Consider the following 26,961-nt stretch of genomic DNA (forward strand, 5'->3'; position numbering starts at 1 on the left):
TTATTTGGCCACCAGGCGCCCAGTGGTATTATCTATTCGAAAATAAGTTATTGTGCCATTAACAATCCGGGTGACAATTTCACGAGCCGCATCCAGCTCCACATCAAACCATTCTCGGGGCCGGTAGGTGCTGCCATCGCGGCTGTGCAACAAGACATTCACCCGCTGCTGATGAAGCATGGCATGCACTAAACGCTCAAATCGGCGCGGATCGAGGTTGTAACACTCAAAAGAAGCGACAATCTGAACTGGCGCTTCCAAATACGTTTGCTGCCTTTCCGCTCCGGCAAGGCGCTTCTCCAACGCTTTTTCGGAGTAGCCGATCTTGTGAAGGTTACGGATGCCCGCTAGTGCTGGATCTTTACTCAGCGAGCGTAAAATGTAGATGACGCCAGTCCGCTTATCATGATGGGTAATGCCTTGCATCGAGTCGAATGTGCTATCGGGCCGCAAGATGCGACGCCCTGTTGCGTCTTTGTAAAGCGCTCTAGCAAGCGAGCGAAGTAGCAGGTTAGATTCGGTGCCGTTATCAAAGATCACGCGAAGGCGGGGATTGTAGCGGCCATTTTCGCCCTCGTTAGCCCCCACTTCGTCCACTAAGCACATCATGCCGTTAACAACGAAGAAGTCGCCCTTCTCGATTTGCGATTCACGCTGAAAACGGATGGCTTCGGCATCGCCTTCGGTAAGCTCGTCACGAACCTGGTCAAATAAGCCTGAGAACCGATAGAAATCAGAGCAATGCGTTCGCTGTGCAATCTCATCAGGCGAGTCGCGCTCGCTGCGTTCTGGAATATGAGTCATATCAAAGATTGACTCGACGCCCTCGTCACCGCTGCTCAACAGCCCTAGAGCATCACTGTTCCAAATGTCATCAAGCGAAGTAACGCTTTCAGGAGACAGGGACTCATCCGTCGTTGCAGATTTAATCGCCTCGGCCTCAACTAGCCAACCTTCCTCATAATGCGAGGCTTCAGCATCACGTTGTGCCGTCTCCCCAATATCCTTCTTAGCGCTATCTAACAGCCCGAGCGAATCAACCCCTGCCAAAGCCCTAACATGTTCAGGATCGCGCCTTAGCGCCGCTAAATGAACCGCTAACGTGGCCTCAGACAAGTCATCAGCCGCTTGATCCGGCTCACGCTCATTCTGTGTAACAAAGGACTCGACCGCCTTCAGCGTTGCTACCAAACGCTGGTCAGCAGAAGGCACAGAGGAAGAGATAGCTGAAACATCCAACAACCCCAACTCATCACTATCTGAAAAAATGTCATCTAGCGTTCGACGTTTTAACGGCTCTCGACGGGTTCTGATCATGCCGACGCCCCGCGCATCCTCTCTCTCTTTTTCTTTTGGATATAGGCCAGCGCTTCTGCGTAACGAACCTCCATGTGATCATCGCTGTGGATCGAAGGCGGGTGCCCTTTCTCTTGAGTAAAAGCAACAATCTTCGGCCACAAAACAACAGCTTCCTCCTCGGACATCTGCGTCCGATTCCCGACCACCGTATCTTGAATGACTTTAAGCACAGGTGCGGTTAACGCTTTGGACAGGATTTCGTAGGCACCCTGGAAGGGGTTGATTTGATTAATCAGGTCGACGTTGAGATGTTCGATATTGACGAACTTTTCGCCGATCTTGATGAACTGACGGCTACCCTTAACTTGGTCATTTCCAGCGTTATCAGCAAATTCTCGGCCATCTGGTGCCTGATCAGGATCTACCGGCTGACCATCACTATCAGTCTTATAAACTTGATTTGGCTCGTGAATTTCGGCCCCATCCGGTAGATCTTCTTCACTAAACAAGCCGCCTGATGAACGAGCACTAATGGTGGTCAGGACAGTCTCGCGCAATAGCTCCTGCTCGCCCTCATCTAAATCAGGATGCATCCGCTCGATGATCTTCGGTAGCTCAACCTGATTGATAACTTCTGGCTCGGCGTCTTCTTTAACGGCTGTAGCGGCTACTTCCGGCTTTTGTAGCAAAGCCGCAATGATGTCTTCCTGGCCTCCTGACTCCAAAATCCCCATTACCTTGTCGGATACTGGCTTCTGGGTGTCGTCAATGATGACTGTATTTGGAGCGACCTCTTCATTTGGCCTCATGCGTGAACGTGGCTTGAAGGACACGCTAGGAGCCAGCACCTGCTCCATTAAGAGCGACACCGTTATAGCCTTGAGCAAATTATTGACGCTGACTTTTACATCCGCATCGTCAGCATTCGGTTCGGCAATCAGGTTGGTAAATTGGGCGTGAGTTTTACCTTTGCTATCACGGGTAGCCCTTCCAATAATCTGAACAATCTCAGTCATGGAATTGCGGTAGCCGATGGTCAACACATGCTCGCAATAAGGCCAGTCAAAACCCTCTTTAGCCATTCCTAGAGCAATGATCACATCGACATCTTCAGGACGTTCGACATTGCGGAGATACTCTTGAACATCTCGGCGGACTGGCGTGTCAGTCACTAGGTCAGCGACCTTTAATACTTTGCCGCTGGGGTGACGCACCTTCACGATACCTGTCTGACTGTCTTGCACTTCTACTTCGCCCAGTGCATCCAGAATATGGTCGACCTCGCCATACTTGTCCTTGGTGCTTTCCATACTGTTTACGTTGGGAATATGAACGATGGTCTTTTTGTCTGGATCAAGCACCTCACGAATGGCATCCAGATAGCCACCTTGATAGAAGTGGTAGCCAATACCCAGCGATTTGAGGTAACGATAGCCGTTAAGCTGCTCGTAATAGGTGTAAGTCACCTTATCGAATGCGGCTTCATCATCAGGTAGCAATATGGGAGCAGCATCACCACGAAAATAGCTTCCAGTCATGGCGACGATATGCGCATTCGAGCCGCGCATGAGGTCATCAATCAATCCCCCCAGGCGGTTACCTTCGTCTACGGAAACATGGTGGAATTCATCAATGGCAACCAGACAACCATCAAAATCCGAGGCTCTAAGTTTGGCAAACGCATACCGCAAAGTGGCATGAGTGCAAACCAGCGTGCGGGCGTTAGGGTCATCCAGGAAGCGACAGAAGGTATCCACCTTACCGTTATCACTGCCCGCTCGGCATAGATCGTAGCGATCATCAACATGCCAGTCAGCGTCAAAGCCGTGAGAAGTCAGATCGGTGTTCTTAAACGATGCGCCAATCGACATCTCTGGAACGGCAACAATGGCCTTACGCAACCCCAGATGGTGCAGCTTGTATAGCGCCAGAAACATCAAGGCACGGGATTTGCCGGAGGCAGGCGGCGCTTTTAGTAGGAGATATTGGCTATCGCGCTTTTCATAAGCTCTCGCCTGCATTTCACGCATACCCAGGTCATTACTGGTCGCGCTCTTTCCGTTGCGGGCATATTCAACCTTGATCAGCTCAGCCATATCTTATCCGTGCGTGGTATTAGTTTTACGTGCTTTCTTGGTATTTCCGGCCTTGGCGACCTTTTCAGCCTCAATCAACTCCTCGTAGCGTGCCAGCAGATATTCTTGCCGTTCGGCGGTGTCACGGAAAGGACGATCGCGGTAGAGCTTCTCGACGGCACGATCCAGCGCCTGATGGGCCTCTAGCAAATTCTCGGGCATCTTGTCGGGGTCGTAGAGCTGAGCCATCGTCTTATCGGGATGGGCAGCTCGGGCAAGAATGACGACACGCCCTAACTTCTCAATTTCTTTTCTCTTATGTTCAGATACGTCGGGCCAAGGAAAAGTGTTATAGACAATAGTTGCTGAATAACGATAGCGACTCTCAAGACGACCACCGACAAGACGAAGCCAGTCCATATGCATCTGTGTTGATAGAATGGCAAACTCATAGAGCGAGCCATCAGGAATCATTTGCACCAGATTTGTGGCGATCACTGTGTGGTCAAACATGCCAACTGGGGCATACAAACGCCTTTCTGAAGAAACACTAGGAACGAGAATATAGCTCCCCTCTTCCGGCTGCGCGACCTGTAGAAACTGGTGTGGCCTTGTAGCGCCCAATAGTGCCGCAGCATGTCCTGCATCAACTCTTAAATCTCGAACCGCGTCGACCCTAGATTTAACCTCAGGAATGCTCAATATTTCTTCAGGAGCGCCCACCAGCCACAGACACCACCGCAAGCTACCACTGAAAAACTCCATAGAGCCAATTAAAGGCCGTATCCAAGGCTCAAGTCCTGGCTCTCTCTCAAGCAAAATCTCTTTTTCAGACTGAGAGAGAATAAAGTTCCCACCGTCTGTGGGCTTATTACCGAAAATCATTCTAGAGGCGCTTCCGAAAGGGGATCTGCGACTTGCGACAACCGTGCCTTTCCCCTCAAGTAGATAAGGGCTTATATTCTCTACTTGTCGAGCATGCCACCCGCCATCAATATTTTGATATAAAAGCTTTTTTTGGTCGTAGCATACTTTCCTCAAACCAATGATCACCACATGGACACCTGCATTTCCCTGTGCACTATTTCGCCAAGCAAACGTCTGGTAGGCGAAAAAAATCTCAACGCCCGACTCCATGATTGCAGGCCACAATGTGGCGACTTGCTGGCCTTGACAGATAGAGTTAGTGGCCACAAATGCAACTTTTCCACCCTCTCTCAAATACTCAGCCCCTTTATGAAACCAGCAGGCAACATAGTCTAGATAGCCGAGGGGCTTCTTTCCAAAAACCTTTTTCATGTCATGCGACTGCTCGACACTTCTACCCGTCGTTCCATGAAATGGAGGATTTCCGCAAACAAAAATCTCTACTTCCTCACTCCTAGGACACACATTGCTCCAGTCCATATCAAGGCTATTTCCAGCCACCAAATTAGCCGTATCTTTTAGAGGTAAAGCAGGCTGATAGTGACCAAATTCATTTGCAAACAACGTGTTCATTTGATGTTCAGCCAGCCACAGCGACAGCTGCGCCACCTCATGTGCGAAGTCATCGATCTCAATGCCGTAAAACTGGCTGAGACGAATCCCGCTCATGAACATCTCTTGCTGGCCGGATGCTTCTTGGAGTGCCCTGAACACCGCCATCTCCAAGCGGCGCAGCTCCTTGTAGGAGATTATCAAGAAGTTGCCCGACCCCATCGCCGGATCGAACACGCGAATCCGCGTTAGCCGTTCCAGCAGCGCCTCAAGCTTTTTCCGATTGCCTTTAGACTTGTTCAGCTCAGCGTATAATTTGTCCAGGAAAAGCGGTCGAATGACCTTCATGATATTCGGCACAGAGGTATAGTGCTGTCCCAAAGAGTCACGGCTCTCTTCATCCACCACAGCCTGGAACATTGAGCCAAAGATGTCAGGGTTTACGGCCTCCCAGGCGAGTTGACCGCACTCGATCATCATCCGTCGGCCCTTGCCGCGAATTTCGGGCACGGGAAGGTCATCACGGAAAAGTCCGCCGTTGACGTAGGGGAACTGCTCAATGTGCTTGGGAAGATCTGAAGGTCGTTTGCCTTCTGGCTGGTTCATCACCCGAAAAAGCTGAGCCAACAGCTCAGGCAACCCTTCACCACTCTCATCGCTGGCCTCAGTAATGACCTTGGTGAAGGCATTTTTCGGGAAGATGCCGGTGTCCTCAGCGAAGTAACAGAACAGCAGCCGGGTCAAAAAGACGTTGAGCGCGTGCAGCTGCTCCGGCGTGCTGAACTCGTTGACCTCCTTCAGACGGTCGAACAGCCGCCCCATCTTGGCCGCCGCCTTCAGGTCGGCAGACGCCTCCTCGAAGTGCTTGGTGCGCTCCAGACCCGCCATAGGGGCAAAGAAAAGGTATTGCGTGGCCAAATCGCTAAACGGCACTTCAAGACGCTCACTGGACTTGGTATCCAGCGCTGTCAGCTCGTGAAAGTCTGTAACAACCAGAAAGCGGCATTTGTGTCGGGCTGGCTCATCTTCATCTGCCAACACTTGCAGGGCTTCATGGACACTCTCGCCATGCCGCACCGGCATGAAGTAAAGCCAGTTTTTTAACGCAACATGGCCCTCGCCCATTCGGCTGGCCACGTTTCGCTGCCCGCCATTACGAACTTGCGTGATGGTTGCCTTTGGAAAGCCGTAAGCGTCCATGAATGCATAAATAAATTCGTTACGGTCGGCGTCTGGCTGCGTTGCCGCTGTCAGCGTATCCATACAATAAGTCTGATCAAAAGCCATTCGCCTAACACTCCCCCGCAAGTTAGCTCCCACTGAGCTTTAGTTCATTTTCATTAGAGTCTACTTAGGCAACCACTGCGTGTCACTTGAAAGACACCCTTATTGCGAGCAGCCACTAGGGGAAGAAGTAACAGGAAAGCCTCTTTTGAAACGCGGGTTGTCAGCGGACGAATCAGCCGCTAGGATACGGAGCTGTTTTCACTCCACTTAGGTGTGACACTCTTGAAAATTGGTAAGCAAGCGCTATCCGATAAGCGATTGATTTGGAAGGGAGTTTTGGTGCCCTGTGTGTGGGAGTGATCTTCTCCCCATCCGCACCAATTTAAAGGTCTTTACCTTCGAAAAATTCGGTAGCTTCATGCTAACCGAATTTTTTTGTTTTACGACCCCAGCATTACTCAACTAGCTGACCCCAACCTCTTTTTGAGCTACGTTAGCAGTTATCAATGCCACTTTGATTTGAGAAGGACCTCAACCCATGGAATGGCTTAAAGATAACGCCCAAGCAATCTCTGCGATTGCCAGCATCTGCACCCTTCTTGTCTGGGTATTTTATGCCCAACTGCTTTACAACGGCTATGTCCGCCAGCGACGCCCTAGGATTATCGTTAACAGAGGCAAGGGTGTTGGCAAAGACGCGCTCTGCTTGATAAGCAACATGAGCAGTGAAGCCATTTATATTCAGCATTTAGTTGCTGTATTACACACGAATGAGCACAGCTATGAGCTTGATGTTGTGGAATATCAGCAGCAAAGCGGCGATGATGAAAAAGCAGGTTATCGGACACACCAAGGCCCCCTAGCGTCGGGCGACTATCTTCACATACAATCCTTTGGCGCTATCTTGCAGCAACTTATCCGCCACTATGGTATTGATGAGCACTCTTTAAGACAGCATACGCCTCAACTCGAAATACGCGTCATCGCTATTTATAGCTCTGAAGATATGCCTGTCGGCGCAACACGGCACTTTGAATTAAACTTGTCAGCCGACCCGCTTCAACAACTAACCCCGCTGCAGGTCGATACGAAACGTATGACCAGCCGCCGAGAAAGACAACGCGTACTGCAATGGGCTAAAGATATTGAAATGTACAAAGCAAAATAACAAGTCGCATTCGGACAACATTTTTCTAGGGACCCTTCGATGAAATCAGTGCTCGCTGTCGTTTGCCTTGGCGTATTTTGTGCACTGTCGCCACTCTCTTATTCTGCTGAAACCTCTATTGCTGGAGCTACCACTGCAGAGACCTATTCTATTGAGGAGGAAGATAGCGACTTACCGGAGTGGGCTGAAGCGCGCGTTGAGCCATTTCGAGCAAGCATTGGCAACTGGGTAGACAACACATCAAGAAACATTGACTCTTTTTTTGGTGGTGATCAATCAGCTTCTGTCGATAACAGATCTTACCTTCGCCTTGGCCAGGAAATTGACTGGATGGAAGGCGAAGGCACTAGCGGAGACATTAGCGTGCGCTATCGCATCGATCTTCCCACGACAGAAGACCGCCTTCGCTTAATCATCGAAAGTGATCCAGAAGAATCACAAGGCACGTTGGCTGATCAAGGCTCTGGGCGGCTCTATAACGATCAGCGCGATCGTAGAACATCGACATTCGGCCTTGATTGGTTAGAAAGTAGAGACAAACGTGAGAACTGGAGCAACCGCTTTGGCGCTGGCGTACGCCTTCGTCTGCCTCTTGACCCTTATGTCCGCTTTACCAGCGAACGCCTGTGGGACTTTAAGGATAGCCCCTGGCAGCTAGAATCATTTAATCGACTATCCTGGTTTAACAACTCAGGTTATTCAGCACGCACCGAGTGGGATTTTGGCCGCCCGCTTTCCACCAATCGCCACCTGCGATTTATCACCAATGTGCAATGGCGTGAAGAGGAAGACACGCTTGAATACAGTGAGGTAGTGCAGCTAAACCAGCGTTTGAACCGCCGTAGTGCACTTCGCTATTCAGCTATCGCTATTGGCGAAAGCCTGTCTAACCCACGAATGACAAACTACTACCTGCAAACTCGCTACCGCAGAGATATTCATAAAGGAATACTGTTTGCAGATGTCATTCCAGAACTGCATTTTCAGCGAGAGGTTAGCTACGACCCGCGCTGGGCGATGACATTACGGGTAGAAATGTATTTCCAGCGCGAACTCCAGCGCGATTACTTCCACTTCTAGCAATTAGTGGCCCACCGCGAACACGCGATAAGCCACTGGCAATTCAGCCAATGGCCTATTAGCTAGTTGCCACCGTTATTTAAAGCCGCAAACCGCCGTCACACTCGATAATTCGCGCCGTGAAGTAATCATTTTCAAAAATGAAGGCAACGCTTTTCGCGATGTCATCCGGATTACCCAACCGCTTAAGAGGCACACTGGAAGAGATTCTTTCCAACATGTCAGGCCGCATGGAAGCTGTCATGTCGGTTTCAACAAACCCTGGCGCTACGGTTCCAGTGCGAATACCGTAACGGGCAAGCTCTTTGCCCCAGGTAACTGTCAACGCATGGACACCAGCTTTAGCAGCAGCATAGTTACTTTGCCCCATATTTCCGGCTCGGGAAATACTTGAAATATTGACAATAACGCCCTGGTGCCCAGCTTCTACCATCTGCGTTGCCGCTTCCCGGCCGCACAGAAAAACGCCAGTTAAATTGACATCAAGCACTTTCTGCCAAGCAGATAGCGACATACGTTTTTCAACCACCCCTTCTTTTGCTTTGATCAGCAAGCCATCGTCAGTGATCCCTGCATTATTAATACAACCGCCTACCGGTCCCATGCGGGCCGCAATGTCAGCAAATGCCTGCTGCACTGACTGCTCATCAGCCACATTGGTCACAAATGCGTGTGCTTGAATATCTTGAGACGCTAACGCTGATACCGCCTCATCCAATGCTGCTGCACTCATATCCAAAAGCGCCAACCGAGCACCTTGCTTGCCTAGCCGCTCCGCCATAGCAAAGCCCAGACCGCGAGCTCCCCCGGTAATCGCGATCACTTTATTTGTCAGGTTCATCTGATTCTCCTTAGGCCGATACTTATAAAGACCGATACTTTAAATTGCTTGCTAAGCGCTACCTATATCGCCTCGTAAAATGGCGCCATTGTGCATCGCAGCATAGAAGCTATTGAGCGAAATATCGAGCATTAGAACACATACGCAAGCAAGCTAACCGAACGCTGGCTGCTTGTTTTCGTGAATTCTGCCACCATATTGACGAATTACGTTTGTTATGGAGTCTGTCATGCCCATTCTTCTTTTTATATCGCTGTTTACGTTAGTTGATTTTGTACTACTGTTTTCGATCGGTAGCCAAATTGGTTTATTAACCACTCTGCTTCTAGTACTGGGCACTGGTTTCATTGGACTACACCTAATTCGCAAAGAGGGTGTTTCCACTCTGGCGCGCGCGCGACAGCGCATGCAAGTGGGCGAAATTCCCTCTCAAGAACTGTTTACCGGGGCCGCTCTGATTTTCGGAGGCGCCCTACTTTTGGCCCCAGGCTTTCTCTCTGACGCGCTAGGCATCGCCTGCCTGCTGCCTAACGCTCGCCAGTTAATATTTAAAGCCCTCACCTGGCTAGGCTTAAAAAGCACTGCTGACCAACAGCAGCAAGCAAGCTACGAACAGGCCCAGACATCACGCTCAAGCAGTCAAGAAGGGCCGATTGAAGGTGAATTCATTAGCCGCGATGAAACAGCAAGGCGGCGCTGAAGGCTCATCGAAGAAGAATGCCAAAAAACCACATTTTTTTATCACTTACCCCTTGAAAGGCTACGAGCAGCCCCCACTTTTGAGTCAGCACACAAGTTCGGCGGATGCACTAGCTTTCGCCATTAACATGAAGGTGACTTACCTTCACTTTTCGCGGGCAAGAGGCCCACGAAAATCTCATTTAGCTAACTGCCCTTATGGGCTTTGACGATACTCAGGAGAACGTGAGCATGAATATCCGTCCTTTGCACGATCGCGTCGTTGTTCGTCGCGTGGAAGAAGAGCAGAAAACCGCTGGCGGCATCGTGCTTCCGGGCAACGCCCAGGAAAAACCCACTCGCGGTGAAGTCCTGGCGGTTGGTAATGGTCGCATTCTCGACAACGGTGACGTTCGCCCGTTGGACGTTAAAGTTGGCGACTCGGTGATTTTCAAAGACGGTTTCGGCGTTGAGAAACAGAAAATCAACGGCGAAGAAGTTCTGATCATGAGCGAAGCCGATATCTTGGCAGTTGTCGAAGGCTAAATCTCGCCTCGACTACTTACTTTTCCTTTTTAATTTCAATGTTTAGGAAATAACGAACATGGCAGCTAAGCAAGTTAAGTTCTCCGATGATGCCCGCAAACGCATGGCACGTGGCGTTGACGTTCTGGCCAACGCAGTAAAAGTTACCCTCGGTCCGAAAGGCCGTAACGTGGTACTGGACAAGTCCTTCGGCGCACCGACCGTTACTAAAGATGGTGTATCAGTTGCCAAAGAGATCGAACTGAAAGACAAGTTCGAGAACATGGGCGCGCAGATGGTTAAGGAAGTTGCTTCCAAAACGTCTGACGCTGCAGGCGACGGTACCACTACGGCAACGGTTCTGGCTCAAGCCATTGTCGCAGAAGGCTTGAAAGGCGTTACTGCGGGCATGAACCCGATGGATCTTAAGCGCGGTATCGACCAAGCGGTTAGCGCGGCAGTTAAAGAGATTCAGGCAATGTCTGTTCCTTGCACCGACACCAAGTCGATTGCTCAGGTAGGCACAATCTCTGCTAACGGCGACAAGCGCATTGGCGAGATCATCGCTGAAGCGATGGAAAAAGTCGGTAAAGAAGGCGTCATCACCGTTGATGAAGGCCGTGGCTTCGAAGACGAGCTGGAAGTCGTTGAAGGTATGCAGTTTGATCGCGGCTACCTCTCGCCCTACTTCGTTACCAACCAAGACACTATGGCTGTCGAGCTGGAAGACCCTTACATCCTGCTCGTAGACAAGAAAATCTCCAACATCCGCGAATTACTGCCGGTGCTGGAAGCGGTTGCTAAGCAAGGTAAACCGCTCGCGATTATCGCTGAAGATATCGAAGGCGAAGCGCTAGCAACGCTAGTTGTGAACAATATGCGCGGCATCGTTAAAGTTGCTGCAGCTAAAGCACCTGGCTTCGGCGACCGTCGCAAAGCGATGCTGCAGGATATCGCTATCCTGACTAACGGCACCGTGATTTCTGAGGAAGTTGGCCTGACGCTTGAGCAAGCGAACCTGGATCACCTGGGTACCGCTAAGCGCATGACGATGTCTAAAGAAAACACCACCATCATCGATGGCGCTGGTGTCGAAAATGACATCGAAGCACGCGTTAACCAGATCCGTGCGCAAATCGAAGAAACCTCTTCTGATTACGACAAAGAGAAGCTGCAAGAGCGCGTTGCCAAGCTGGCAGGCGGCGTTGCTGTTATTCGCGTCGGTGCGGCTACCGAAGTTGAAATGAAAGAGAAGAAAGCTCGTGTTGAAGATGCGCTGCACTCAACCCGCGCTGCAGTAGAAGAAGGCGTTGTACCTGGTGGCGGTACTGCACTGGTTCGCGTCATGGCTAAAGTACAGGGCCTGACTGGCGACAACGAAGACCAGAACCACGGTATCAACATGGCGCTGCGCGCTATGCAGTCTCCGCTGCGTCAGATTGTTACCAATGCCGGTGAAGAAGCTGCTGTTGTTATCAACCGCGTGAAAGATGGTGAAGGTAACTTCGGCTATAACGCACAAACGGGTGAGTACGGCGACCTGTTCGAAATGGGTGTTCTGGACCCGGCTAAAGTAACCCGTACTGCACTGCAGTCCGCTGGTTCTGTCGCTGGCCTAATGATCACCACTGAGTGCATGATTGCTGACGATCCTGAAGAGAAAGACGCTGCTCCAGACATGGGTGGCATGGGCGGAATGGGTGGCATGGGCGGCATGATGTAATGCAACCCTGAGCCTATCGCTCTGACGTTTAACGTCGTTAAGAACCCCGCCATGGCGGGGTTCTTTTATGTGGCAATGCCTCTCTCTAGCTCTAACGGTAGCTAAAATCATGCTACCATCAGCGCCTTTATCCGGCAGCTGTAGGTCTTCATTACCGTGCTCTCCAATATTCGCATCGTACTAGTGCAAACCTTCCACCCAGGCAACATTGGCGCTACTGCTCGCGCGATGAAAACCATGGGCTTATCCGAGCTCTTATTGGTTAATCCGCGCGCATTCCCAGATGACGAAGCAACTCGCATGGCAGCGGGTGCAACAGATGTGCTTGAAAATGCCCGTTGTGTAAGCAGCCTTGAAGAAGCGGTTAGTGATTGCGTACAGGTAGTCGGTGCAAGCGCAAGGCTCCGCAGCCTACCGCTCCCGCATTTCGATGAACCTGATGACATGGCGCAGCAGGTAATTGAGAACGCCGCACAAGCGCCGGTTGCACTGGTATTCGGGCGTGAACGCTCAGGTCTCACCAACGACGAAATACGTTGCTGCACACACCAAGTCAGCATACCTGCCAACCCTGAATACGGTATTTTAAATCTATCGCAGGCCGTGCAGATTTTAGCCTATGAAGTACACCGTGCTTGGCGGAAGCGCGATGATAGTCACTTCATGTACCAACGGCCACTTGAAGCCACGCCGCCCAGCCGCGAGCAGTTTGTGCACTTCCAGGAGCATCTTGGACGTCTGATGCAGCAAAGTGGCTTTCTTACCCAGCCCCATGCCCGCACTGAAGAACAGCTGCAGGCGCTGTTCTCCCGCGCCCAACCCAGCCGCAAGGAACTCTCCTTACTTCGCGGCCTGCTCAGCGCTTTCGAGACACATCTACCTGGGCAATAATCATGGTTTTAGTATAAAAAAGGGCAGCTCATGGCTGCCCTTCTTGGTCTGCGTGTTGGTTTGCGTGAAAAAACTTAAAGCGACATCGCTGCCAACCACCCAAAAGCAATCAGCGGTATATTGTAGTGCAGGAAGGTAGGCACCACGCTGTCCCACATATGATCATGCTGTCCATCAACATTTAGACCCGAGGTTGGCCCCAACGTGGAATCAGACGCTGGCGAGCCAGCATCGCCCAGTGCAGCCGCCGTACCAACCAGCACAACTGTCGCCATTGGCGAGAAACCAAACTGCACCGCCAGTGGTACAAAAATCGCTGCGATAATGGGAATGGTTGAAAACGATGAGCCAATTCCCAGGGTAATAAACAAGCCTACCAGCAGCATAACAAACGCCGCTAAACCGCGGTTATCACCAAACAACTCAAACGCACCTGTCACTAGCGACTCGATATCCCCTGTCGCTTTCATTACTTCTGCAAAGCCAGCTGCTGAAATCATGATGAAGCCGATTAACGCCATCATGCGCATACCGCTGGTAAATAGATCGTCTGCTTCACGCCACTTAAAAATGCCGCCCAGCGAAAGCAAACCAATCCCGACTAGCCCACCAATAATCATAGAGCCGGTATATAGCTGTAAACCTAACGCAGCCACAATAGCCACGCCCGACATCACAAGCCCAAACGTATGAGGCTTTGCAGGCGAGTGACCTTGGTGGGCATTAGTCGCCACTAGATCTTTATTAGCGTATTCACGCTGCCCACGGTAGCTGAAAAAAAGTGCTACGAGTAAGCCAATGGCCATTCCTCCTACCGGAATAGCCATTGCCATGGGCACCATGCCCCGGGTAATTTCCAAGCCCAGTGACTCGCCAGCGCTATTTAAATTTGCCAGCAGAATATCATTCAAAAAGATCGCGCCAAAACCAACAGGTAGCAGCATATACGGAGCGGTTAACCCAAAGGTAAGTGCACACGCCACCGCGCGGCGGTCAAGCTGGAGGCGATTCATTACCACTAACAACGGCGGAATCAGCACTGGGATAAACGCTATATGCACCGGAATGGCGTTTTGTGATGAGATAGCCACTAAGAGCACTGCGACGAGCAAAAACACCTTTACCCGTGCCTGATGTGCCGCAGTCGCTTCTTTTCCCAACATCGTAATCAGGCGATTGGCCAGCATATCTGGAAGCCCTGAACGGGAAATAGCCACCGCAAAGGCCCCAAGCGTGGCATAAGCAAGGGCTACTTGCGCGCCTCCACCAACACCATCATTGAATGCACTGAGCGTTTCATCCAACGAAAGACCGCCAACCAAGCCTCCAACCAGCGCGCCTACAACCAGTGCAAACACCACGGATACCCGAGCAAGCGAAAGCGCCACCATGACTAGCACAGCAAGAATTACCGCGTTCATTAAGATTCCCAGTTAGATAAGTGAGTGAGCTTACAAAAACTGGGGATTCTATCAGATCAGTGGTTTCTCGGTAGCGGTAATGACAGTAGTAATCACCACAACAATGACAACACTCAACCCTCTCTACGGTCAGTGGCTCAAGTAATCTCCTGGGCACTATCAGGTGGCAGAATTAAAACTCGGTTTAATCCGCCCTATTGAGAAGCGCTAGGCAATCACTGGCTATCACTCGCTCTTCATCGGTTGGAATGACCCAAACGCCCACACGGCTACTTGGCAAAGAGATGCAACAGGCATCGCGCTTATTGGCTGTTTCATCAAGCTGCATACCCAACCAGTCACACTGCGCCACAATACGTGCACGCACAGGTGCTGCATGCTCACCAATACCGGCGGTGAATACCAATTGATCAAGCCCGCCCAGAGCGCCAGCTAAGCTGGCGATTTCCCGCGCGGCGCGATAGCAGTAAAGCTCAACAGCCTCTTCGGCTTCAGGGGCATCACTTGCAAGCAACTCGCGCATATCGCTACTTATTCCGGAGACACCGAGCAGTCCTGAACGCTTGTATAAAAGCGTCGACACGTCCTCAACACTCATTTCTTCATGACCAATTAAGTGAAGCACCAACCCTGGATCCAAAGCACCAGAACGTGTCCCCATAGGCAGTCCATCAAGCGCAGTAAAGCCCATGCTTGAGGCTACGCTGACACCGTCGTGGATAGCACACATACTGGCACCATTACCCAAATGCGCCACCACCACCCGTGAACGGGGTGCATCATCCGGCAATACATTGGCTAGCGTGCGCTGAATATAATCGTAGGAAAGGCCATGGAAGCCATAACGTATCAACCCCTTGGCCGTCCATTCCCGCGGCAAAGCAAACTGCCGAGCCACCCAGGGCTGATGAGCATGAAACGCGGTATCGAAACATGCAATCTGGGGTACGTCTGGCAGACGTGCCATTAGTAGTTTGATAGGTGCAAGTCCATGGGGCTGATGCAGCGGCGCTAAGCTTGAAAATTTTTCCAACTCGATCACGTCGTTAGCGCTTAACCTAGTCGCTTCATAGTAGGTTTGGCCGCCATGAACGACGCGATGCCCAATGGCAACCAGGGTGCTTTTATCCTCACGCTGCTCAAGCCATGTCATCAACTTTGTGATGGCCTCTTCATGGTTTACTGCTGGCGTTAGCCCCAGCGCCTCCAGAGTTTGCAAATCATAGCGATACGGGGGCTGCCCAGGTTCGCGATGCGCTAACGACACGCTACATTGCGACGTTGCCAAGCCCGAAAAATGGCCGCTGTAGGCGAGCGTCAACGCCTCCTGGGATCCACCGTCAGCGCCTTCAGCAGTGATATGATAAAGAGCAAACTTGACGCTGGAAGAACCACTGTTAAGCACCAGTATTTCCTGCATGGTTATGCTCCTGAAGGGCTACTTAGTAGGCTCCGACGCTGATAGTCAGCTAGTAGTAACGCTAATGCACTGGATGCCATGCGCGTCAATGCATCATCCGCGCGGCTTGTCAGCATGATGGGTACCCTAGCGCCGACGACAACGCCCGCCCCCGTCGCATCCGCCAGGTGAGTAAGTTGCTTCATCAACATATTGGCCGCTTCAAGATCTGGTGCAAGTAGGATGTCGGCACGCCCTGCCACTGGCGAAATGATGCCTTTGGTTCTTGCCGCCGCTTCTGAGACAGCATTATCGAAAGCCAGCGGACCATCCAGGGTGCCACCGGTAATCTGACCGCGCTCAGCCATCTTACACAGGGCCGCCGCATCAATCGTAGACGTGATTTTGGGGTTGACGGTCTCAACAGCAGAAAGGATCGCCACACGGGGATTGTCGTTACCCAACGCGTGAGCCAACTCTATCGCGTTTTGAACAATATCGCGTTTTTCAGCCAGCTTAGGATAGATATTGATCGCCGCATCCGTGATCAACAATGGTCGCGGGTAGGTTGGCACATCAAAGGCCATCACATGACTTAGGCACCGCTCGGTACGCAACCCTGTGTCGCGCTTAAGCACTTCACGTAAAAGCTCATCGGTATGCAGCGCGCCTTTCATCAACGCACCTACGCGGCCCTGACGTGCTAATGCCACCGCTTGTTCAGCAGCCGCGTGACTGTGGGGAACATCTACCAGCTCAAATGCGCTGATATCCACCTCGGCTTTTTCAGCGGCGAGCTGGATTTTCCCTTTAGGCCCAACCAGCACAGGAATAATCAAACCTTGTGCCGCAGATTCAACCGCACCACAAATGGCGCTTTGATCTACTGGATGAACGACTGCGGTGGGCATTGGCTCTGGATGATCGGCAGCGGTTAGAATCTCATGCAACCTGCCACGCTCGGTTAAACGCACTTTGGGCAGCAACGCGCGAGGCCGTTGAATTTTTTTAATCGGTGCCAATACGCTAGCGTCACCTTCAATGACCGTATCACCCCGTTGATTTTCGCAACGGCAGGCAAAGGTGATCCTATGGTGCTGATCGTCTTTTTCGATAGCCCGCACGGATACCCGCAGTACATCCCCCAGCCTTACGGGTGCCTTAAACTGCAACGACTGGGTAAGATAGACCGTGCCCGGTCCGGGCAGCTGCGTTCCCAGCACAGTGGATATCAGCGCGCCGCCCCACATGCCATGAGCAATGACTTCCTGAAAACGGCTGCTCTTAGCAAAGTCGCTGTCGACGTGTGACGGATTAATGTCACCTGACATCACAGCAAACAGTTTGATGTCCTCCATGGTCAGGCGTTTTTCTAGGTGGGCTTCATCACCGACCGTTATTTCGTCATAGGTGCGATTTTCAATTAGATCATTAGCGTCATTGGCCGACATCGAGTGACTCCTTTAAACCACTTCCTTAAACTAGGAAACTTCCTTAATCACCCAAACGTTAGAAGCGAATATGGTGGCCTGCATCTACGTAGTGGGTTAAACCCGTCAGTGATGCTCCAGCATCAGAGGCGAGATAAACGACGGCATTGCCGACATCCTGCACGCTGGCCAAGCGACGTAATGGTGAGCGCGTTTCGCCGTCATAGGCCAACTCATCAAACGCCTTAAGTCCAGATGCTGCCCGTGTGCGAATAGCGCCAGGCGATACCGCATGAACACGGATACCTTGAGGGCCAAGTTCGGCAGCCATATAGCGCGTGGCAGACTCCAATGCGGCTTTCACGGGGCCCATTAAGTTGTAGTTATCAACGACCTTCTCCGCACCGTAGTACGTCATATTGAACAGACTTCCGCCCTCTTTCATCAGCGGCTCGGCATGCTTGGCCATGCGAATGAAGGAGTGGCAAGAGATATCCATAGCGAGTGCAAACCCCTCTTTGGAACAGTCAACTACTCGTCCGTGTAAGTCATCAAGGGGAGCATAGGCAATCGAGTGGACGACAAAGTCTAGCCGGCCCCAGCGCTTGCGCGCGCGAGCGAATAACGCATCCAACTGATCATTGTGTTGCACATCACACAGCATTAATTCCGGCTCCCCCATATCGCCTACCAGCGGCGTGACAAACTTTTCGGCATTGGGAGAAGCGTAGGTCACTAAGCACTCAGCACCGGCGTGATGCAGCGCCTGGGCACAGCCAAAAGCGATACTGTCTTGATTAGCAAGGCCAGCAACAATCCCGACCTTGCCTTGCATAGAAAAAGGATTCAGCACCACTGGCCTCCTACTAATCAATTATGAAAAATAAGCCTACACCAACAAATGAAGAGGTTCGTCGGTATAACCCACACCTACCTGTCCTAACGTAAGCATTTTTTATGTCATTTAAGCGTCGCTAATAAACGTGGATCATTTGTGATACAAAACGTACGACTTTAGTCAAAGCACACTTGTTGCTTTGCAACATACTACCTAGTATGCCGCCCTCAACTTATTACCGACACTGCTAATTCGTACGACAGTTGATAGCTTCTAAAAAAATCCGACCCGTGAGATAGTTAGTTAACGCGTTAACAAACTACATAATAAGGGACGTAAAATGGTATTGCCGCGACATCGCACGCTACTCTTTATCGTGCTAGCAAGCTTGGTTATTTCCACTGCTATGGGTCTTCGACATGGTTTTGGGCTTTTCCTTGAGCCGATGAGCAGCGATTTCGGCTGGGGGCGCGGCGTGTTTGCCTTTGCCCTTGCGGTTCAAAACCTTATCTGGGGGCTCTCGCAGCCTTTCACCGGTGCGCTGGCTGACCGTTTTGGAGCGGCGAGAATTATTGTCGTAGGGGCCATTTTATATGTAGCTGGACTGTGCTTTATGAGCCTTTCCACCAGCGCACTAGGCATGACTCTAAGCGCTGGATTCCTCATTGGCTTAGGCCTATCTGGCACTACATTTTCAGTAATTTTGGGGGCAGTGGGACGCGCTGTAGCTCCCGAAAAACGCAGTATGGCGATGGGAATCGTGAGTGCCGCTGGCTCTTTTGGACAATTCGCGATGTTACCCGGCACACTGGGGCTAATTGAGTGGCTTGGCTGGTCAGCAGCTCTTCTAGCTATGGGTGCCATTGCTGCGCTGATGATTCCCCTGGGGGCGATATTAAAAGACCGTCCAAGTCCCAGCGCGCTGGGTGATTTAAGCTTACGCGACGCACTCAATGAGGCGGTCGGTCAGAAAGGCTTTTGGCTACTATGCCTCGGCTTTTTCGTCTGCGGCTTCCAAGTTGTATTTATTGCTGTCCATCTACCTGGGTATTTATTCGATAACGGTCTGGCCATTCAGGTGGGCACCACAGTGTTGGCACTGGTCGGTTTGTTCAACATTGTGGGTACCTACACGGCAGGATGGATGGGAGGAATTTGGTCAAAACCGCGCCTACTTAGCTGGTTATACTTAATTCGCGGCGCGATAATTGCCGCTTTTGTCATGTTGCCGCTGACCTCTACCAGTGCTTATTTATTTGGTATCGCCATGGGTCTACTTTGGCTCTCAACCGTGCCGTTAACCAACGGCATTGTGGCGTCTGTATTTGGTGTTCGCCATTTATCCATGCTGGGCGGCATTGTATTCTTATTTCACCAGCTAGGATCATTTATGGGTGTCTGGCTTGGCGGATATCTTTATGATCTCACTGGCCATTATGACACTGTCTGGAAGATTGCCATTGTGCTCTCACTGGTCGCCGCTGGTCTGCACTGGTTTATTAGCGAAAAACCGTTAGCACGAAACGTCGCCCCTCAGGTGGTCTCATGAAGCAACTAACAGCGTTTACACTGTTGATCGTACTAGCAACGCTACTGCTGGGCGGAGTGGTGCTAGCCTGGTGGGGCTGGCACTCTTTAGATGGCTCGCTGCTGCTATTTGGCAGTCGATTGTGCTGAACATTTTCTCATAGCGACTTTGGGATTCTTACTACTTGACCATTCCATACCCCGAACATTTGGTCGTCGTAATAACTACTTTCATCGCTGTCGTACTAGCGGTGCTGCTTCACTACGAATCACTGTGGCTTATCTCACGACAAATTGAACGATCACATAAGCCTCATCGCCAGCGTATCCTTGGTATGGCATTTGGTGTTTTATTGACGCACGTTGCCGAAATTTGGCTGTTTGGCATGACCGGATGGTGGCTAACAGCGCTCAACGGTATTGGCGCCCTGCAAGGTTATGACAGCTTTAATCTATTAGATTATATATTCTTTTCTGCCGTCACCTACACCACAGTCGGTTATGGGGATATTTATGCAACGGGCCCCGTTCGATTCCTATACGGAACGCTGGCATTAACAGGCTTTGTCCTGATCACTTGGTCGGCATCGTTCACCTTTATTGAAATGCAAAAACATTGGCGAGTGGGAAGATAACCAAGCCACCTTTATGTTAAGGATTCAGCATGTTTGAAGTGCTTATTTTATCGTTTGCTCTTGTCTTCGGGATTATTGCCCGTCAGCTTAGCTTACCGCCCTTGGTGGGCTTTTTGGCCGCCGGGTTTGCACTCAACGCCTTCGGCCCTAGCGTTGGCCTGCCCAGTGAAGCAGGTCCATTACTAGAACATCTTGCCCACTTAGGCGTTCTATTGCTGCTCTTTACCATTGGCCTAAAACTTAACGTGAAGAGCCTTGCTGAGCCCGTCGTGCTTGGAAGCGCATTTATACACCTAGCCATTACCTGCTTATTTTTTACGATTGGCTTCGTCGTGTTTTTATCGCTATCTATGGATAAGGCAATATTGCTTGCCATTGCTCTGTCATTTTCAAGCACCGTTCTTGCCGCTAAGGTACTTGAGGCTAAGCGAGAATTGCGGGCTCTCCATGGCCGAATTGCCATCGGTATTTTAATTATTCAAGATTTGGTCGCCATTGCAGTACTCAGCTTTTATAGTGGCCAGACCCCCAGCCCATGGGCACTACTGGTATTTTTACTACCACTACTTAGACCCCTTCTTTATTGGTTAATGAGTATTGCCCAACACGATGAGCTGCTGGTGCTGCTAGGCGCTGTGCTAGCAATTGCTATCGGTGGAATGGGGTTTGAAGCCGTCGGGTTAAGCTCAGAGGTAGGTGCCTTAGTCATGGGTCTATTGCTTGCCAAACACCCGCGCGCCCAGGAGCTTTCAAAGGCGCTATGGGGAATAAAGGAAATGCTCCTAATCAGCTTTTTCTTACAAATAGGAATGGCTGGGCTACCCGACACCAATGCCTTGATTTTTGCCGGAGTTCTCGCCTTAGCACTGCCCTTAAAAGGACTATTATTTTTTGCGCTGTTGATCGCATTTCGTATCCGAGCACGTAACGCTTTTCTGGGAGGTTTAAGCCTAACTGCCTACAGTGAATTTGGCCTAATCGTTGCCTCTAGTATTTTAGAGGAGTGGTTGGTACCGCTCGCCATCGCTGTCGCATTATCTTTTGTCATTTCGGCACCTCTAAACCGCTTGGCTCATGGACTTTTCGATCGCTGGGAAAGGTCGTTAACACGCTTTGAGCGTGATACACGCCATCCAGATGAACAGCCCGTTAATATCGGTAATGCTACCGTGTTAATACTTGGCATGGGACGCACAGGTAGCGCTGCCTACGACTTTTTTAACGATAAGGGGGTGTCAGTTGCGGGTATTGATTCTGATCCTAATAAATCGGAACACAAACGCCACGTCTACTATGGCGATATAGAAGACGTGGGATTTTGGCATCAATTAGATATTTCCAAGCTGTTGGCAGTAACGTTGGCCACCCCAGAGCTTGAAAGTAAATTAATTGCAACTCGCGAGCTGCGTAAAGCAGGCTTTACTGGACAGCTGCTTGCGGGCATACACTTTCAGGATGAAGCAGCCCCATTACATGAGGCAGGTGTCGACCAAACCTACTTATTAATGACAGGGGCTGGTATTGGCATCGCAGAGAAGGCATGGGAAAGTCTCCAATCTCGCTCTTAAGCGTTATCGGCAGTACCGATCTTACGATGCCCCATAAGCGCATTAACACGCTGTGCCTGGGTGAAAACAACAGGGTCAGGAAAAAGCAGCAAGTCGCTACTAGCACAATGATTAACCAGCCATACTGCTTGGTCATTATTTCTTCCTCCTGTGCTAGGATCCCAATAAGTACAGCTGCAGCTCAACAAAAAAGCTTTATGCAAACAGTTTAGCCATGGCTAACAATTATCTAAAAAAATGCGCTACCATCACTAATTAACGTTTCCACTAACCTTGATAAATTTTGCCAATGAGTGAATACCAACAGCAACACTCTCCTACCGCATACGGCCAAGATGGAGATGCGCTACCGCCAGTGGAACAGCATGCGCAGCAGTATGAGACGGTGCGTAATGCCCACGAAACGGAACTGATCGAAGATTATGTCGAGTTAATTGGCGACTTATTACGCCACCGTGGAGAAGCGCGCGCAGCAGATATCGCTACTCGAATGGCCGTTAGCCAAGCTACCGTCTCTAAAATGATTCGCCGCTTGAATGAGCTGGGTCTAGTGACAAGCAAGCCCTATCGCTCACTTTTTTTGACCGAAGAAGGGCAAAAAATGGCCGAAATTTCCCGGTCACGCCACGATGTAGTGCTGCATTTCTTGCGTGCCCTTGGGGTCGATGACAGTACAGCGCGTATTGATGCAGAGGGCATGGAGCATCATGTTAGTGATAAAACACTCACGATCATGCAGCGCTTCACCGAGCAACAGCGAACATAATTACGCTACTGAATTCACTTGATGGGTACAGCTGAGAGGCGATTCACTTGGGCTATTCGCCCGTTCCAGATCATCTCAATATGAGTGGTCTGGATAATATCCTGGACGAACTGCGGCGTCATTAACGCCCAGCAAGTGGCATCTGGTTGCCGAACCGAATGATAACGCAAACCGGTACGTTGCTCTTTGCGAATCTCTCTGCCTAACGTGCGCGCTGCTCGATAATCGTCGGCATCATAAATGACATGGGACGATTGAAGCACTAAGCCATCACGACATGCTATTTCATCAAAAATGCACTTAAGCCCGCGGAAGATAAACCGTTCAAAATGTAACGATGGTACGTTTTTCCAATAGATTTCCTGATGGTGCCTCACTTCACTGATTGCCGTTGGTAGTGCATCCGCAATGTAAAGCACACCAAAGCTGCCGTCGCTAAAGCGAGAACCTTCCGGGTTAACGTGGGTAAAAGGCGCTGTCGCATAAGAGCATCCTCGGATCCCAAAGGGAATCTGATTGTGAGGAATGAGCCCCAAATCACCAGCCTCGTTACGCAGCCTTGGATTCGTCAGCGCCTGCAGGGCATAAAGCGCTTCAAACTCATCGAGGCTCGCAACATCGTCAAACAGCCCAATGGGAGGAAATTTACTGTTGACTAAGCGATACCCCACTACCTCTTTCGATTGACAAAGGGGCAGCGAACCTTCGCTTATTCCCGCCGAATCTACCACTGAGCACCTCGCAAGCTATCAATACGCTTGAAGGTTTCATAAAGTGCTGCGAAATCTCCAGTACCAATCACCTCAAGCGGCGTACGCCCGTTAAAGTAAGGATTGTGATTTGCCATAGAGACGAACCCGTAAACATTATCAGGGTTTTCAAACAGCATTCGCAGTGCCGCATGAATATTGAGCAAATAACTGATTCGTGCCAATTGATCACTGTCTAACTTGATCTCAGCTAAATCTCCCCGCCGCGCGCGGGCATAGCTGCTGTGGGAGACGCGTAGAATAGATTCGCCCTGCTCACCTGTCGCCCGCCATTTATCCAAAATACGCACAGCGGCTTTTAGACCAGCCGCAGCGGCGGCCTTGTCCTGAATAACATTGCTGGCTGTTTGCATAAGCACCTCGTACCCTGTCTGCATCCACCTATCCATAGATACTAAATCAAAAGATTTGTGTCTGCAAAGACTATGCCTGTCAATACCGTATCTACAAATACAACTTAATTCATAAGACTATTCACCTAAATGCGTAACCTTAGACTTATCAGGCACCTACACTCAACACTGCGGTAATCAGTTAGCAGTTCGGGCAGATGCCCAAACCAAGCTCTGTCAGGAGTATCTATTGACGAGATGGGAGTTCCCAATTAAAAGAACACTATTGATCAGCTTAACCTTATCGATAATAAAACAAGCTGACGATAGCTTGCGAATAATGAGCCGGCACATTAATCAATAAGGCTTAACAACATCAGCCACACACGATTAAAAAGCCAATTATCTGCAGGCAACAAGAACCCAAGCGCGATGACAATTCTTACTGGGAACTTGCTACCAGCGGCTTCTTCTCCCCCTTACCTCTTCTTTGCAGTGAATAAAAACGCACTAAAAGAAAATAGAACAGCAGCAATTATTGATCAGCATGTGTTGTTGCTTACGCAAAACGTAGAATCAACCAGACGGCTATCGCTAAAGAATAAAGCGCTGTCTTTCCCAGTACTGGATTGAGTGCCGCCCCATCTCGCTGCCAAAACACTACATTTAATCCTACGCCTATTAAGCCCAGGCAGCTCCATACCCCCCAGCGCCAAACTTCTGTTGAGTAAGGCAGAGATATCATCCAAGGGCCGAGCGTTAAGAAGCTAAAAAGCCATCGAGTGGCTCGTGGCCCGAGCCGCACCGCTAGTGTTCGTTTACCAGCCCGCGCATCAGTAAAGCGGTCACGAAGATTATTAACGACCAAAATAGCAGCCACGGGTAGCCCCATTAGCAATGCGCTGATGATGGCTCTTTCGTTTACTGGGCTTTGTTGGGCCAGCAGGCTACCTAACACGGCCACTGGGCCAAAAAACAGCCAGACGGCCACTTCTCCTAATCCCAGATTGGCATAGGGACTCCTACCACCGCTGTAACCCAGCACACCAAGCAGCGCTAGCCCTCCAAACACCCACAATAACCAATGCCCAAAGAGGGCTAGCCATACACCCGTTACCAAGGCAATTCCTAGCATTAGCAGCAGTCCTGCCCGCAGCTCACTAACTCCTAATAAACCAGACTGGAGTGCACGTGCTGGCCCTAGACGATCGTGTTGATCGACGCCCGAAAGCCCATCAAAAAGATCATTGGCCAAATTAACCGCAAGCTGTAGCGCTAATGCACTAACCAAGCATAAGAACGCGGTGAGCCAGGAGAAATAGCTTGGTAGGACTAACGCCTGCCCTAGCAAAATGGGGCCTACCGCTGCAGGCAAAGTACGCGGGCGAAGTGTTTGAATCCAGATGGCCAGTTTATTGCTGGAAAACTCACCTTGAAATGGCTTAGTACGCGTCATTAATTGTCTTCTTTGGGTTATTGATCATTCCTGAGGCATAGCAGCGATTCTAACCCCGCCCTAGTCGATTAATTTAACAAAGGTACTGCTTCGCTTACCGTTAGGACAAATGTTAACGCATACAAAGGCTCGCCATTAAAGACAAATTGGTGGCAATTTTTTATGCGAAGAAGACAGAGTTAACGACGGGACACGACAAAGCATCCTTTCACAGAACCACTGCCAAAACGGATGAAATCAAGAGGAAATTTATGCCAACTCAAGGAGGGTCGATTCAGAGGCTATCTTAAAATCCTCTTTACCGAAGCTCCTCATATTAAAAATATACTTAGATCACTTCTTAGACTCTATCAAGCAGATACAGTTTGAAGTAAAAACTGCTTTCAGCAATGCTTCACTAACCGCCAGTTGCATTCATAAATCGCAAAACCTGAACCTCACCATCGGTCGTAAAGTGGTGCCGCTCAGGCTTTTTCGTCATCGCCCCCACAATGGCTGCTTTTAGGCGCTGGATCTCCCCCGGATAACGTCGCATTACAGCGCGTAAATCTACCGAATGCTCATTGCCCAAGCAGAGGAGTAGTCGCCCTTCCGCCGTCACTCGAACACGATTACAGGCAGCACAGAAATTGTGGCTATGGGGAGAGATAAAGCCAATGCGCGATTGGCTGTCTGCCATGCGGTAATAGCGGGATGGCCCTAGGGTGGTCTCGGTGGTGGGTAGGAGTGGGTAGTGGTTTTCTATGGTCTCACGAACCGCATCAGTGGAAAGAAAGGTTTCACCACGGTTATGCTCGCTGATTGCGCCCAGCGGCATTTCCTCGATAAAGCTGATATCGACTTGTTCATCCCGGGCAAAGTTTACCAAGTCGATAATTTCGTCGTCATTACGCCCCTTAAGCAATACAGCGTTGAGCTTAATCGACTGAAAACCAGCGCGGCGTGCTGCACGGATACCCGCGATCACTTGGTTTAAGTCACCTGTTCGGGTTAATGCTTTAAAACGCTCGGGCTTGAGCGAGTCAAGGCTAATATTGAGCCGATCAAGCCCGCCTTGCCGCAAAGCATCGGCATGTTTGACCAGCCCTGAGCCGTTGGTGGTCATAGCCAGCTCGCGCAGTCCCTCCAATTCAGCGAGTTTTTGCACTAGCGTTAGCACGCCCTGGCGTACCAGCGGCTCACCGCCAGTTAGACGAATTTTTTCCACGCCCAGCTCGACGAATGCCTGCGAAAGGGTGGCTATTTCCTCGAGAGTTAGCAATTGGGCTCGAGGCAGGAAGGTCATCTCCTCAGCCATGCAATACACACAGCGAAAGTCACAACGATCAGTTACCGATATACGTAGGTAACGCACTGTACGGCCAAACCCATCGACTAGCGCACTCATTTTTCGGGCTCCTCTTGGGAACTGACATTAACGGGCAGCCGAGCAATGAGTCCTTTTACCTCAGCGGTCACTTCGATGATTGTTTGCTCATCATAAAACTGCCCCCGCCGCTTGCGCAGGCCGTTTTCATATAGCTTTACGTGCTCTGTAGGTATCACATCCGCGTTGGCGAGACAGTGGCTGGCACAGTGCATCTGGCACCCATCAATGGCTACGATAGGCCGCCCGGAGCGGGCAATGCGCACTAGGCCAGGCACACCACCACCGACGCCGGCAATGCATGACATTTCTGCCTCTCCTGCATGGTCAAGTCGCAGGGCAACACTATTGGCTAGTTGCGCAACATCAGAGCAGCCGGAACAAGCATAAATCAGTGCGCGGGGTTTGTGATGTGAAGACATACCCTCTCCTATAAACTACCAAGGTCAGTGGCCACGGCTGGAAAA

Annotated in this window: 24 protein-coding genes; 11 read left to right on the plus strand and 13 right to left on the minus strand. The window is 50.6% G+C overall.

Annotated elements, in window-relative coordinates:
- From J4377_RS09740 to J4377_RS09750, 3 genes are read right to left on the minus strand one after another with little or no spacing between them, the layout of a single operon-like run.
- Complete coding sequence (locus J4377_RS09740; protein ID WP_253485379.1) at positions 1-1,317, minus strand: GIY-YIG nuclease family protein; 1,317 nt, start codon at positions 1,315-1,317, stop codon at positions 1-3.
- Positions 1,314-3,395, minus strand: coding sequence for a DEAD/DEAH box helicase (locus tag J4377_RS09745; RefSeq protein WP_253485380.1), 2,082 nt, complete (start codon positions 3,393-3,395; stop codon positions 1,314-1,316). Before J4377_RS09745 ends, J4377_RS09740 begins: the two co-directional genes overlap by 4 nt.
- Before the next feature lie 3 nt (positions 3,396-3,398).
- Positions 3,399-6,140 carry a DNA methyltransferase gene (locus J4377_RS09750; RefSeq protein ID WP_253485381.1) on the minus strand — a complete coding sequence of 914 codons (2,742 nt, stop codon included), beginning with the start codon at positions 6,138-6,140 and terminating at the stop codon, positions 3,399-3,401.
- Positions 6,141-6,618: 478 nt separating this feature from the next.
- Here J4377_RS09750 and J4377_RS09755 point away from each other — a divergent pair, with 478 nt between their 5' ends.
- Entirely contained in the window at positions 6,619-7,248 is a 630-nt protein-coding gene (locus J4377_RS09755; protein WP_038484784.1) for a hypothetical protein, read from the plus strand.
- A gap of 39 nt (positions 7,249-7,287) precedes the next feature.
- Complete coding sequence (locus J4377_RS09760) at positions 7,288-8,328, plus strand: hypothetical protein (RefSeq protein WP_253485382.1); 1,041 nt, start codon at positions 7,288-7,290, stop codon at positions 8,326-8,328.
- Between the two features lie 79 nt (positions 8,329-8,407).
- Here J4377_RS09760 and J4377_RS09765 read toward each other — a convergent pair whose 3' ends face one another.
- Complete coding sequence (locus tag J4377_RS09765) at positions 8,408-9,169, minus strand: SDR family oxidoreductase (RefSeq protein ID WP_038484790.1); 762 nt, start codon at positions 9,167-9,169, stop codon at positions 8,408-8,410.
- 229 nt (positions 9,170-9,398) lie between these two features.
- Here J4377_RS09765 and J4377_RS09770 point away from each other — a divergent pair, with 229 nt between their 5' ends.
- The 4 genes from J4377_RS09770 (at position 9,399) to J4377_RS09785 (ending at position 12,986) form a co-directional block, all read left to right on the plus strand.
- Positions 9,399-9,869 (plus strand): FxsA family protein, encoded by a 471-nt coding sequence (locus J4377_RS09770; RefSeq protein ID WP_038484793.1) that lies wholly within the window; start codon positions 9,399-9,401, stop codon positions 9,867-9,869.
- A gap of 230 nt (positions 9,870-10,099) precedes the next feature.
- The gene (locus tag J4377_RS09775; RefSeq protein WP_009724706.1) at positions 10,100-10,393 is read left to right on the plus strand and encodes a co-chaperone GroES; all 294 of its coding nucleotides are present in this window, start codon (positions 10,100-10,102) and stop codon (positions 10,391-10,393) included.
- Positions 10,394-10,451: 58 nt separating this feature from the next.
- On the plus strand, positions 10,452-12,095 hold the full coding sequence (gene groL / locus J4377_RS09780; protein ID WP_030072731.1) for a chaperonin GroEL: 1,644 nt from the start codon (positions 10,452-10,454) through the stop codon (positions 12,093-12,095).
- A gap of 156 nt (positions 12,096-12,251) precedes the next feature.
- Positions 12,252-12,986 carry an RNA methyltransferase gene (locus J4377_RS09785; RefSeq protein ID WP_095603019.1) on the plus strand — a complete coding sequence of 245 codons (735 nt, stop codon included), beginning with the start codon at positions 12,252-12,254 and terminating at the stop codon, positions 12,984-12,986.
- 74 nt (positions 12,987-13,060) lie between these two features.
- Here J4377_RS09785 and J4377_RS09790 read toward each other — a convergent pair whose 3' ends face one another.
- The 4 genes from J4377_RS09790 to fabI all read right to left on the minus strand — a co-directional run bounded on the left by J4377_RS09790 (position 13,061) and on the right by fabI (position 18,089).
- A complete protein-coding gene (locus J4377_RS09790) occupies positions 13,061-14,407 on the minus strand; it encodes a Na+/H+ antiporter family protein (protein WP_253485384.1) in 1,347 nt (448 codons plus the stop codon).
- Between the two features lie 184 nt (positions 14,408-14,591).
- Complete coding sequence (locus J4377_RS09795; RefSeq protein ID WP_253485386.1) at positions 14,592-15,827, minus strand: acetate/propionate family kinase; 1,236 nt, start codon at positions 15,825-15,827, stop codon at positions 14,592-14,594.
- 2 nt (positions 15,828-15,829) lie between these two features.
- Complete coding sequence (locus J4377_RS09800) at positions 15,830-17,257, minus strand: bifunctional enoyl-CoA hydratase/phosphate acetyltransferase (RefSeq protein WP_253485388.1); 1,428 nt, start codon at positions 17,255-17,257, stop codon at positions 15,830-15,832.
- Between the two features lie 58 nt (positions 17,258-17,315).
- Positions 17,316-18,089, minus strand: a complete 774-nt coding sequence (gene fabI / locus J4377_RS09805; RefSeq protein WP_038484812.1) for an enoyl-ACP reductase FabI — start codon at positions 18,087-18,089, stop codon at positions 17,316-17,318.
- Between the two features lie 325 nt (positions 18,090-18,414).
- Here fabI and J4377_RS09810 point away from each other — a divergent pair, with 325 nt between their 5' ends.
- From J4377_RS09810 to mntR, 5 genes are all read left to right on the plus strand, one after another.
- A complete protein-coding gene (locus J4377_RS09810) occupies positions 18,415-19,623 on the plus strand; it encodes an MFS transporter (protein WP_038484815.1) in 1,209 nt (402 codons plus the stop codon).
- A complete protein-coding gene (locus J4377_RS18840) occupies positions 19,620-19,751 on the plus strand; it encodes a hypothetical protein (protein WP_269438752.1) in 132 nt (43 codons plus the stop codon). The genes J4377_RS09810 and J4377_RS18840 overlap by 4 nt, the downstream gene beginning before the upstream one ends.
- Positions 19,752-19,786: 35 nt before the next feature.
- On the plus strand, positions 19,787-20,236 hold the full coding sequence (locus J4377_RS09815; protein ID WP_038484818.1) for an ion channel: 450 nt from the start codon (positions 19,787-19,789) through the stop codon (positions 20,234-20,236).
- A 29-nt stretch (positions 20,237-20,265) separates the two neighbouring features.
- Positions 20,266-21,804: a cation:proton antiporter gene (locus J4377_RS09820; protein ID WP_198349647.1), complete on the plus strand. Its 1,539-nt coding sequence runs from the start codon at positions 20,266-20,268 to the stop codon at positions 21,802-21,804.
- Positions 21,805-22,093: 289 nt separating this feature from the next.
- Positions 22,094-22,570 carry a manganese-binding transcriptional regulator MntR gene (mntR, locus tag J4377_RS09825; protein WP_038484825.1) on the plus strand — a complete coding sequence of 159 codons (477 nt, stop codon included), beginning with the start codon at positions 22,094-22,096 and terminating at the stop codon, positions 22,568-22,570.
- Between the two features lie 14 nt (positions 22,571-22,584).
- On the opposite strand, the gene J4377_RS09830 is transcribed toward mntR, so the two are convergent.
- The 5 genes from J4377_RS09830 to J4377_RS09850 all read right to left on the minus strand — a co-directional run bounded on the left by J4377_RS09830 (position 22,585) and on the right by J4377_RS09850 (position 26,916).
- A complete protein-coding gene (locus J4377_RS09830) occupies positions 22,585-23,301 on the minus strand; it encodes an RES family NAD+ phosphorylase (RefSeq protein ID WP_253485389.1) in 717 nt (238 codons plus the stop codon).
- Positions 23,295-23,693, minus strand: a complete 399-nt coding sequence (locus J4377_RS09835) for an antitoxin Xre-like helix-turn-helix domain-containing protein (RefSeq protein ID WP_095603026.1) — start codon at positions 23,691-23,693, stop codon at positions 23,295-23,297. Before J4377_RS09835 ends, J4377_RS09830 begins: the two co-directional genes overlap by 7 nt.
- 538 nt (positions 23,694-24,231) lie before the next feature.
- On the minus strand, positions 24,232-25,128 hold the full coding sequence (menA, locus tag J4377_RS09840) for a 1,4-dihydroxy-2-naphthoate octaprenyltransferase (RefSeq protein WP_253485391.1): 897 nt from the start codon (positions 25,126-25,128) through the stop codon (positions 24,232-24,234).
- Between the two features lie 397 nt (positions 25,129-25,525).
- Entirely contained in the window at positions 25,526-26,515 is a 990-nt protein-coding gene (moaA, locus tag J4377_RS09845) for a GTP 3',8-cyclase MoaA (protein WP_253485393.1), read from the minus strand.
- On the minus strand, positions 26,512-26,916 hold the full coding sequence (locus tag J4377_RS09850; protein ID WP_089038509.1) for a putative zinc-binding protein: 405 nt from the start codon (positions 26,914-26,916) through the stop codon (positions 26,512-26,514). Before J4377_RS09850 ends, moaA begins: the two co-directional genes overlap by 4 nt.
- Positions 26,917-26,961: the final 45 nt, after the last annotated feature.

It is taken from the genome of Halomonas sp. XH26, assembly GCF_024138895.1.
In the GTDB taxonomy this organism is placed as follows: Bacteria; Pseudomonadota; Gammaproteobacteria; order Pseudomonadales; family Halomonadaceae; genus Vreelandella; species Vreelandella alkaliphila.

Bases quoted from the DNA above. Each gene is read 5' to 3' on its own strand.
- J4377_RS09740 (WP_253485379.1), bottom strand. From the start codon at position 1,317: ATGATCAGAACCCGTCGAGAGCCGTTAAAACGTCGAACGCTAGATGAC.
- J4377_RS09745 (WP_253485380.1), bottom strand. From the start codon at position 3,395: ATGGCTGAGCTGATCAAGGTTGAATATGCCCGCAACGGAAAGAGCGCG.
- J4377_RS09750 (WP_253485381.1), bottom strand. From the start codon at position 6,140: ATGGCTTTTGATCAGACTTATTGTATGGATACGCTGACAGCGGCAACG.
- J4377_RS09755 (WP_038484784.1), top strand. From the start codon at position 6,619: ATGGAATGGCTTAAAGATAACGCCCAAGCAATCTCTGCGATTGCCAGC.
- J4377_RS09760 (WP_253485382.1), top strand. From the start codon at position 7,288: ATGAAATCAGTGCTCGCTGTCGTTTGCCTTGGCGTATTTTGTGCACTG.
- J4377_RS09765 (WP_038484790.1), bottom strand. From the start codon at position 9,169: ATGAACCTGACAAATAAAGTGATCGCGATTACCGGGGGAGCTCGCGGT.
- J4377_RS09770 (WP_038484793.1), top strand. From the start codon at position 9,399: ATGCCCATTCTTCTTTTTATATCGCTGTTTACGTTAGTTGATTTTGTA.
- J4377_RS09775 (WP_009724706.1), top strand. From the start codon at position 10,100: ATGAATATCCGTCCTTTGCACGATCGCGTCGTTGTTCGTCGCGTGGAA.
- groL (WP_030072731.1), top strand. From the start codon at position 10,452: ATGGCAGCTAAGCAAGTTAAGTTCTCCGATGATGCCCGCAAACGCATG.
- J4377_RS09790 (WP_253485384.1), bottom strand. From the start codon at position 14,407: ATGAACGCGGTAATTCTTGCTGTGCTAGTCATGGTGGCGCTTTCGCTT.
- J4377_RS09795 (WP_253485386.1), bottom strand. From the start codon at position 15,827: ATGCAGGAAATACTGGTGCTTAACAGTGGTTCTTCCAGCGTCAAGTTT.
- J4377_RS09800 (WP_253485388.1), bottom strand. From the start codon at position 17,257: ATGTCGGCCAATGACGCTAATGATCTAATTGAAAATCGCACCTATGAC.
- J4377_RS09810 (WP_038484815.1), top strand. From the start codon at position 18,415: ATGGTATTGCCGCGACATCGCACGCTACTCTTTATCGTGCTAGCAAGC.
- J4377_RS18840 (WP_269438752.1), top strand. From the start codon at position 19,620: ATGAAGCAACTAACAGCGTTTACACTGTTGATCGTACTAGCAACGCTA.
- J4377_RS09820 (WP_198349647.1), top strand. From the start codon at position 20,266: ATGTTTGAAGTGCTTATTTTATCGTTTGCTCTTGTCTTCGGGATTATT.
- mntR (WP_038484825.1), top strand. From the start codon at position 22,094: ATGAGTGAATACCAACAGCAACACTCTCCTACCGCATACGGCCAAGAT.
- J4377_RS09835 (WP_095603026.1), bottom strand. From the start codon at position 23,693: ATGCAAACAGCCAGCAATGTTATTCAGGACAAGGCCGCCGCTGCGGCT.
- menA (WP_253485391.1), bottom strand. From the start codon at position 25,128: ATGACGCGTACTAAGCCATTTCAAGGTGAGTTTTCCAGCAATAAACTG.
- moaA (WP_253485393.1), bottom strand. From the start codon at position 26,515: ATGAGTGCGCTAGTCGATGGGTTTGGCCGTACAGTGCGTTACCTACGT.
- J4377_RS09850 (WP_089038509.1), bottom strand. From the start codon at position 26,916: ATGTCTTCACATCACAAACCCCGCGCACTGATTTATGCTTGTTCCGGC.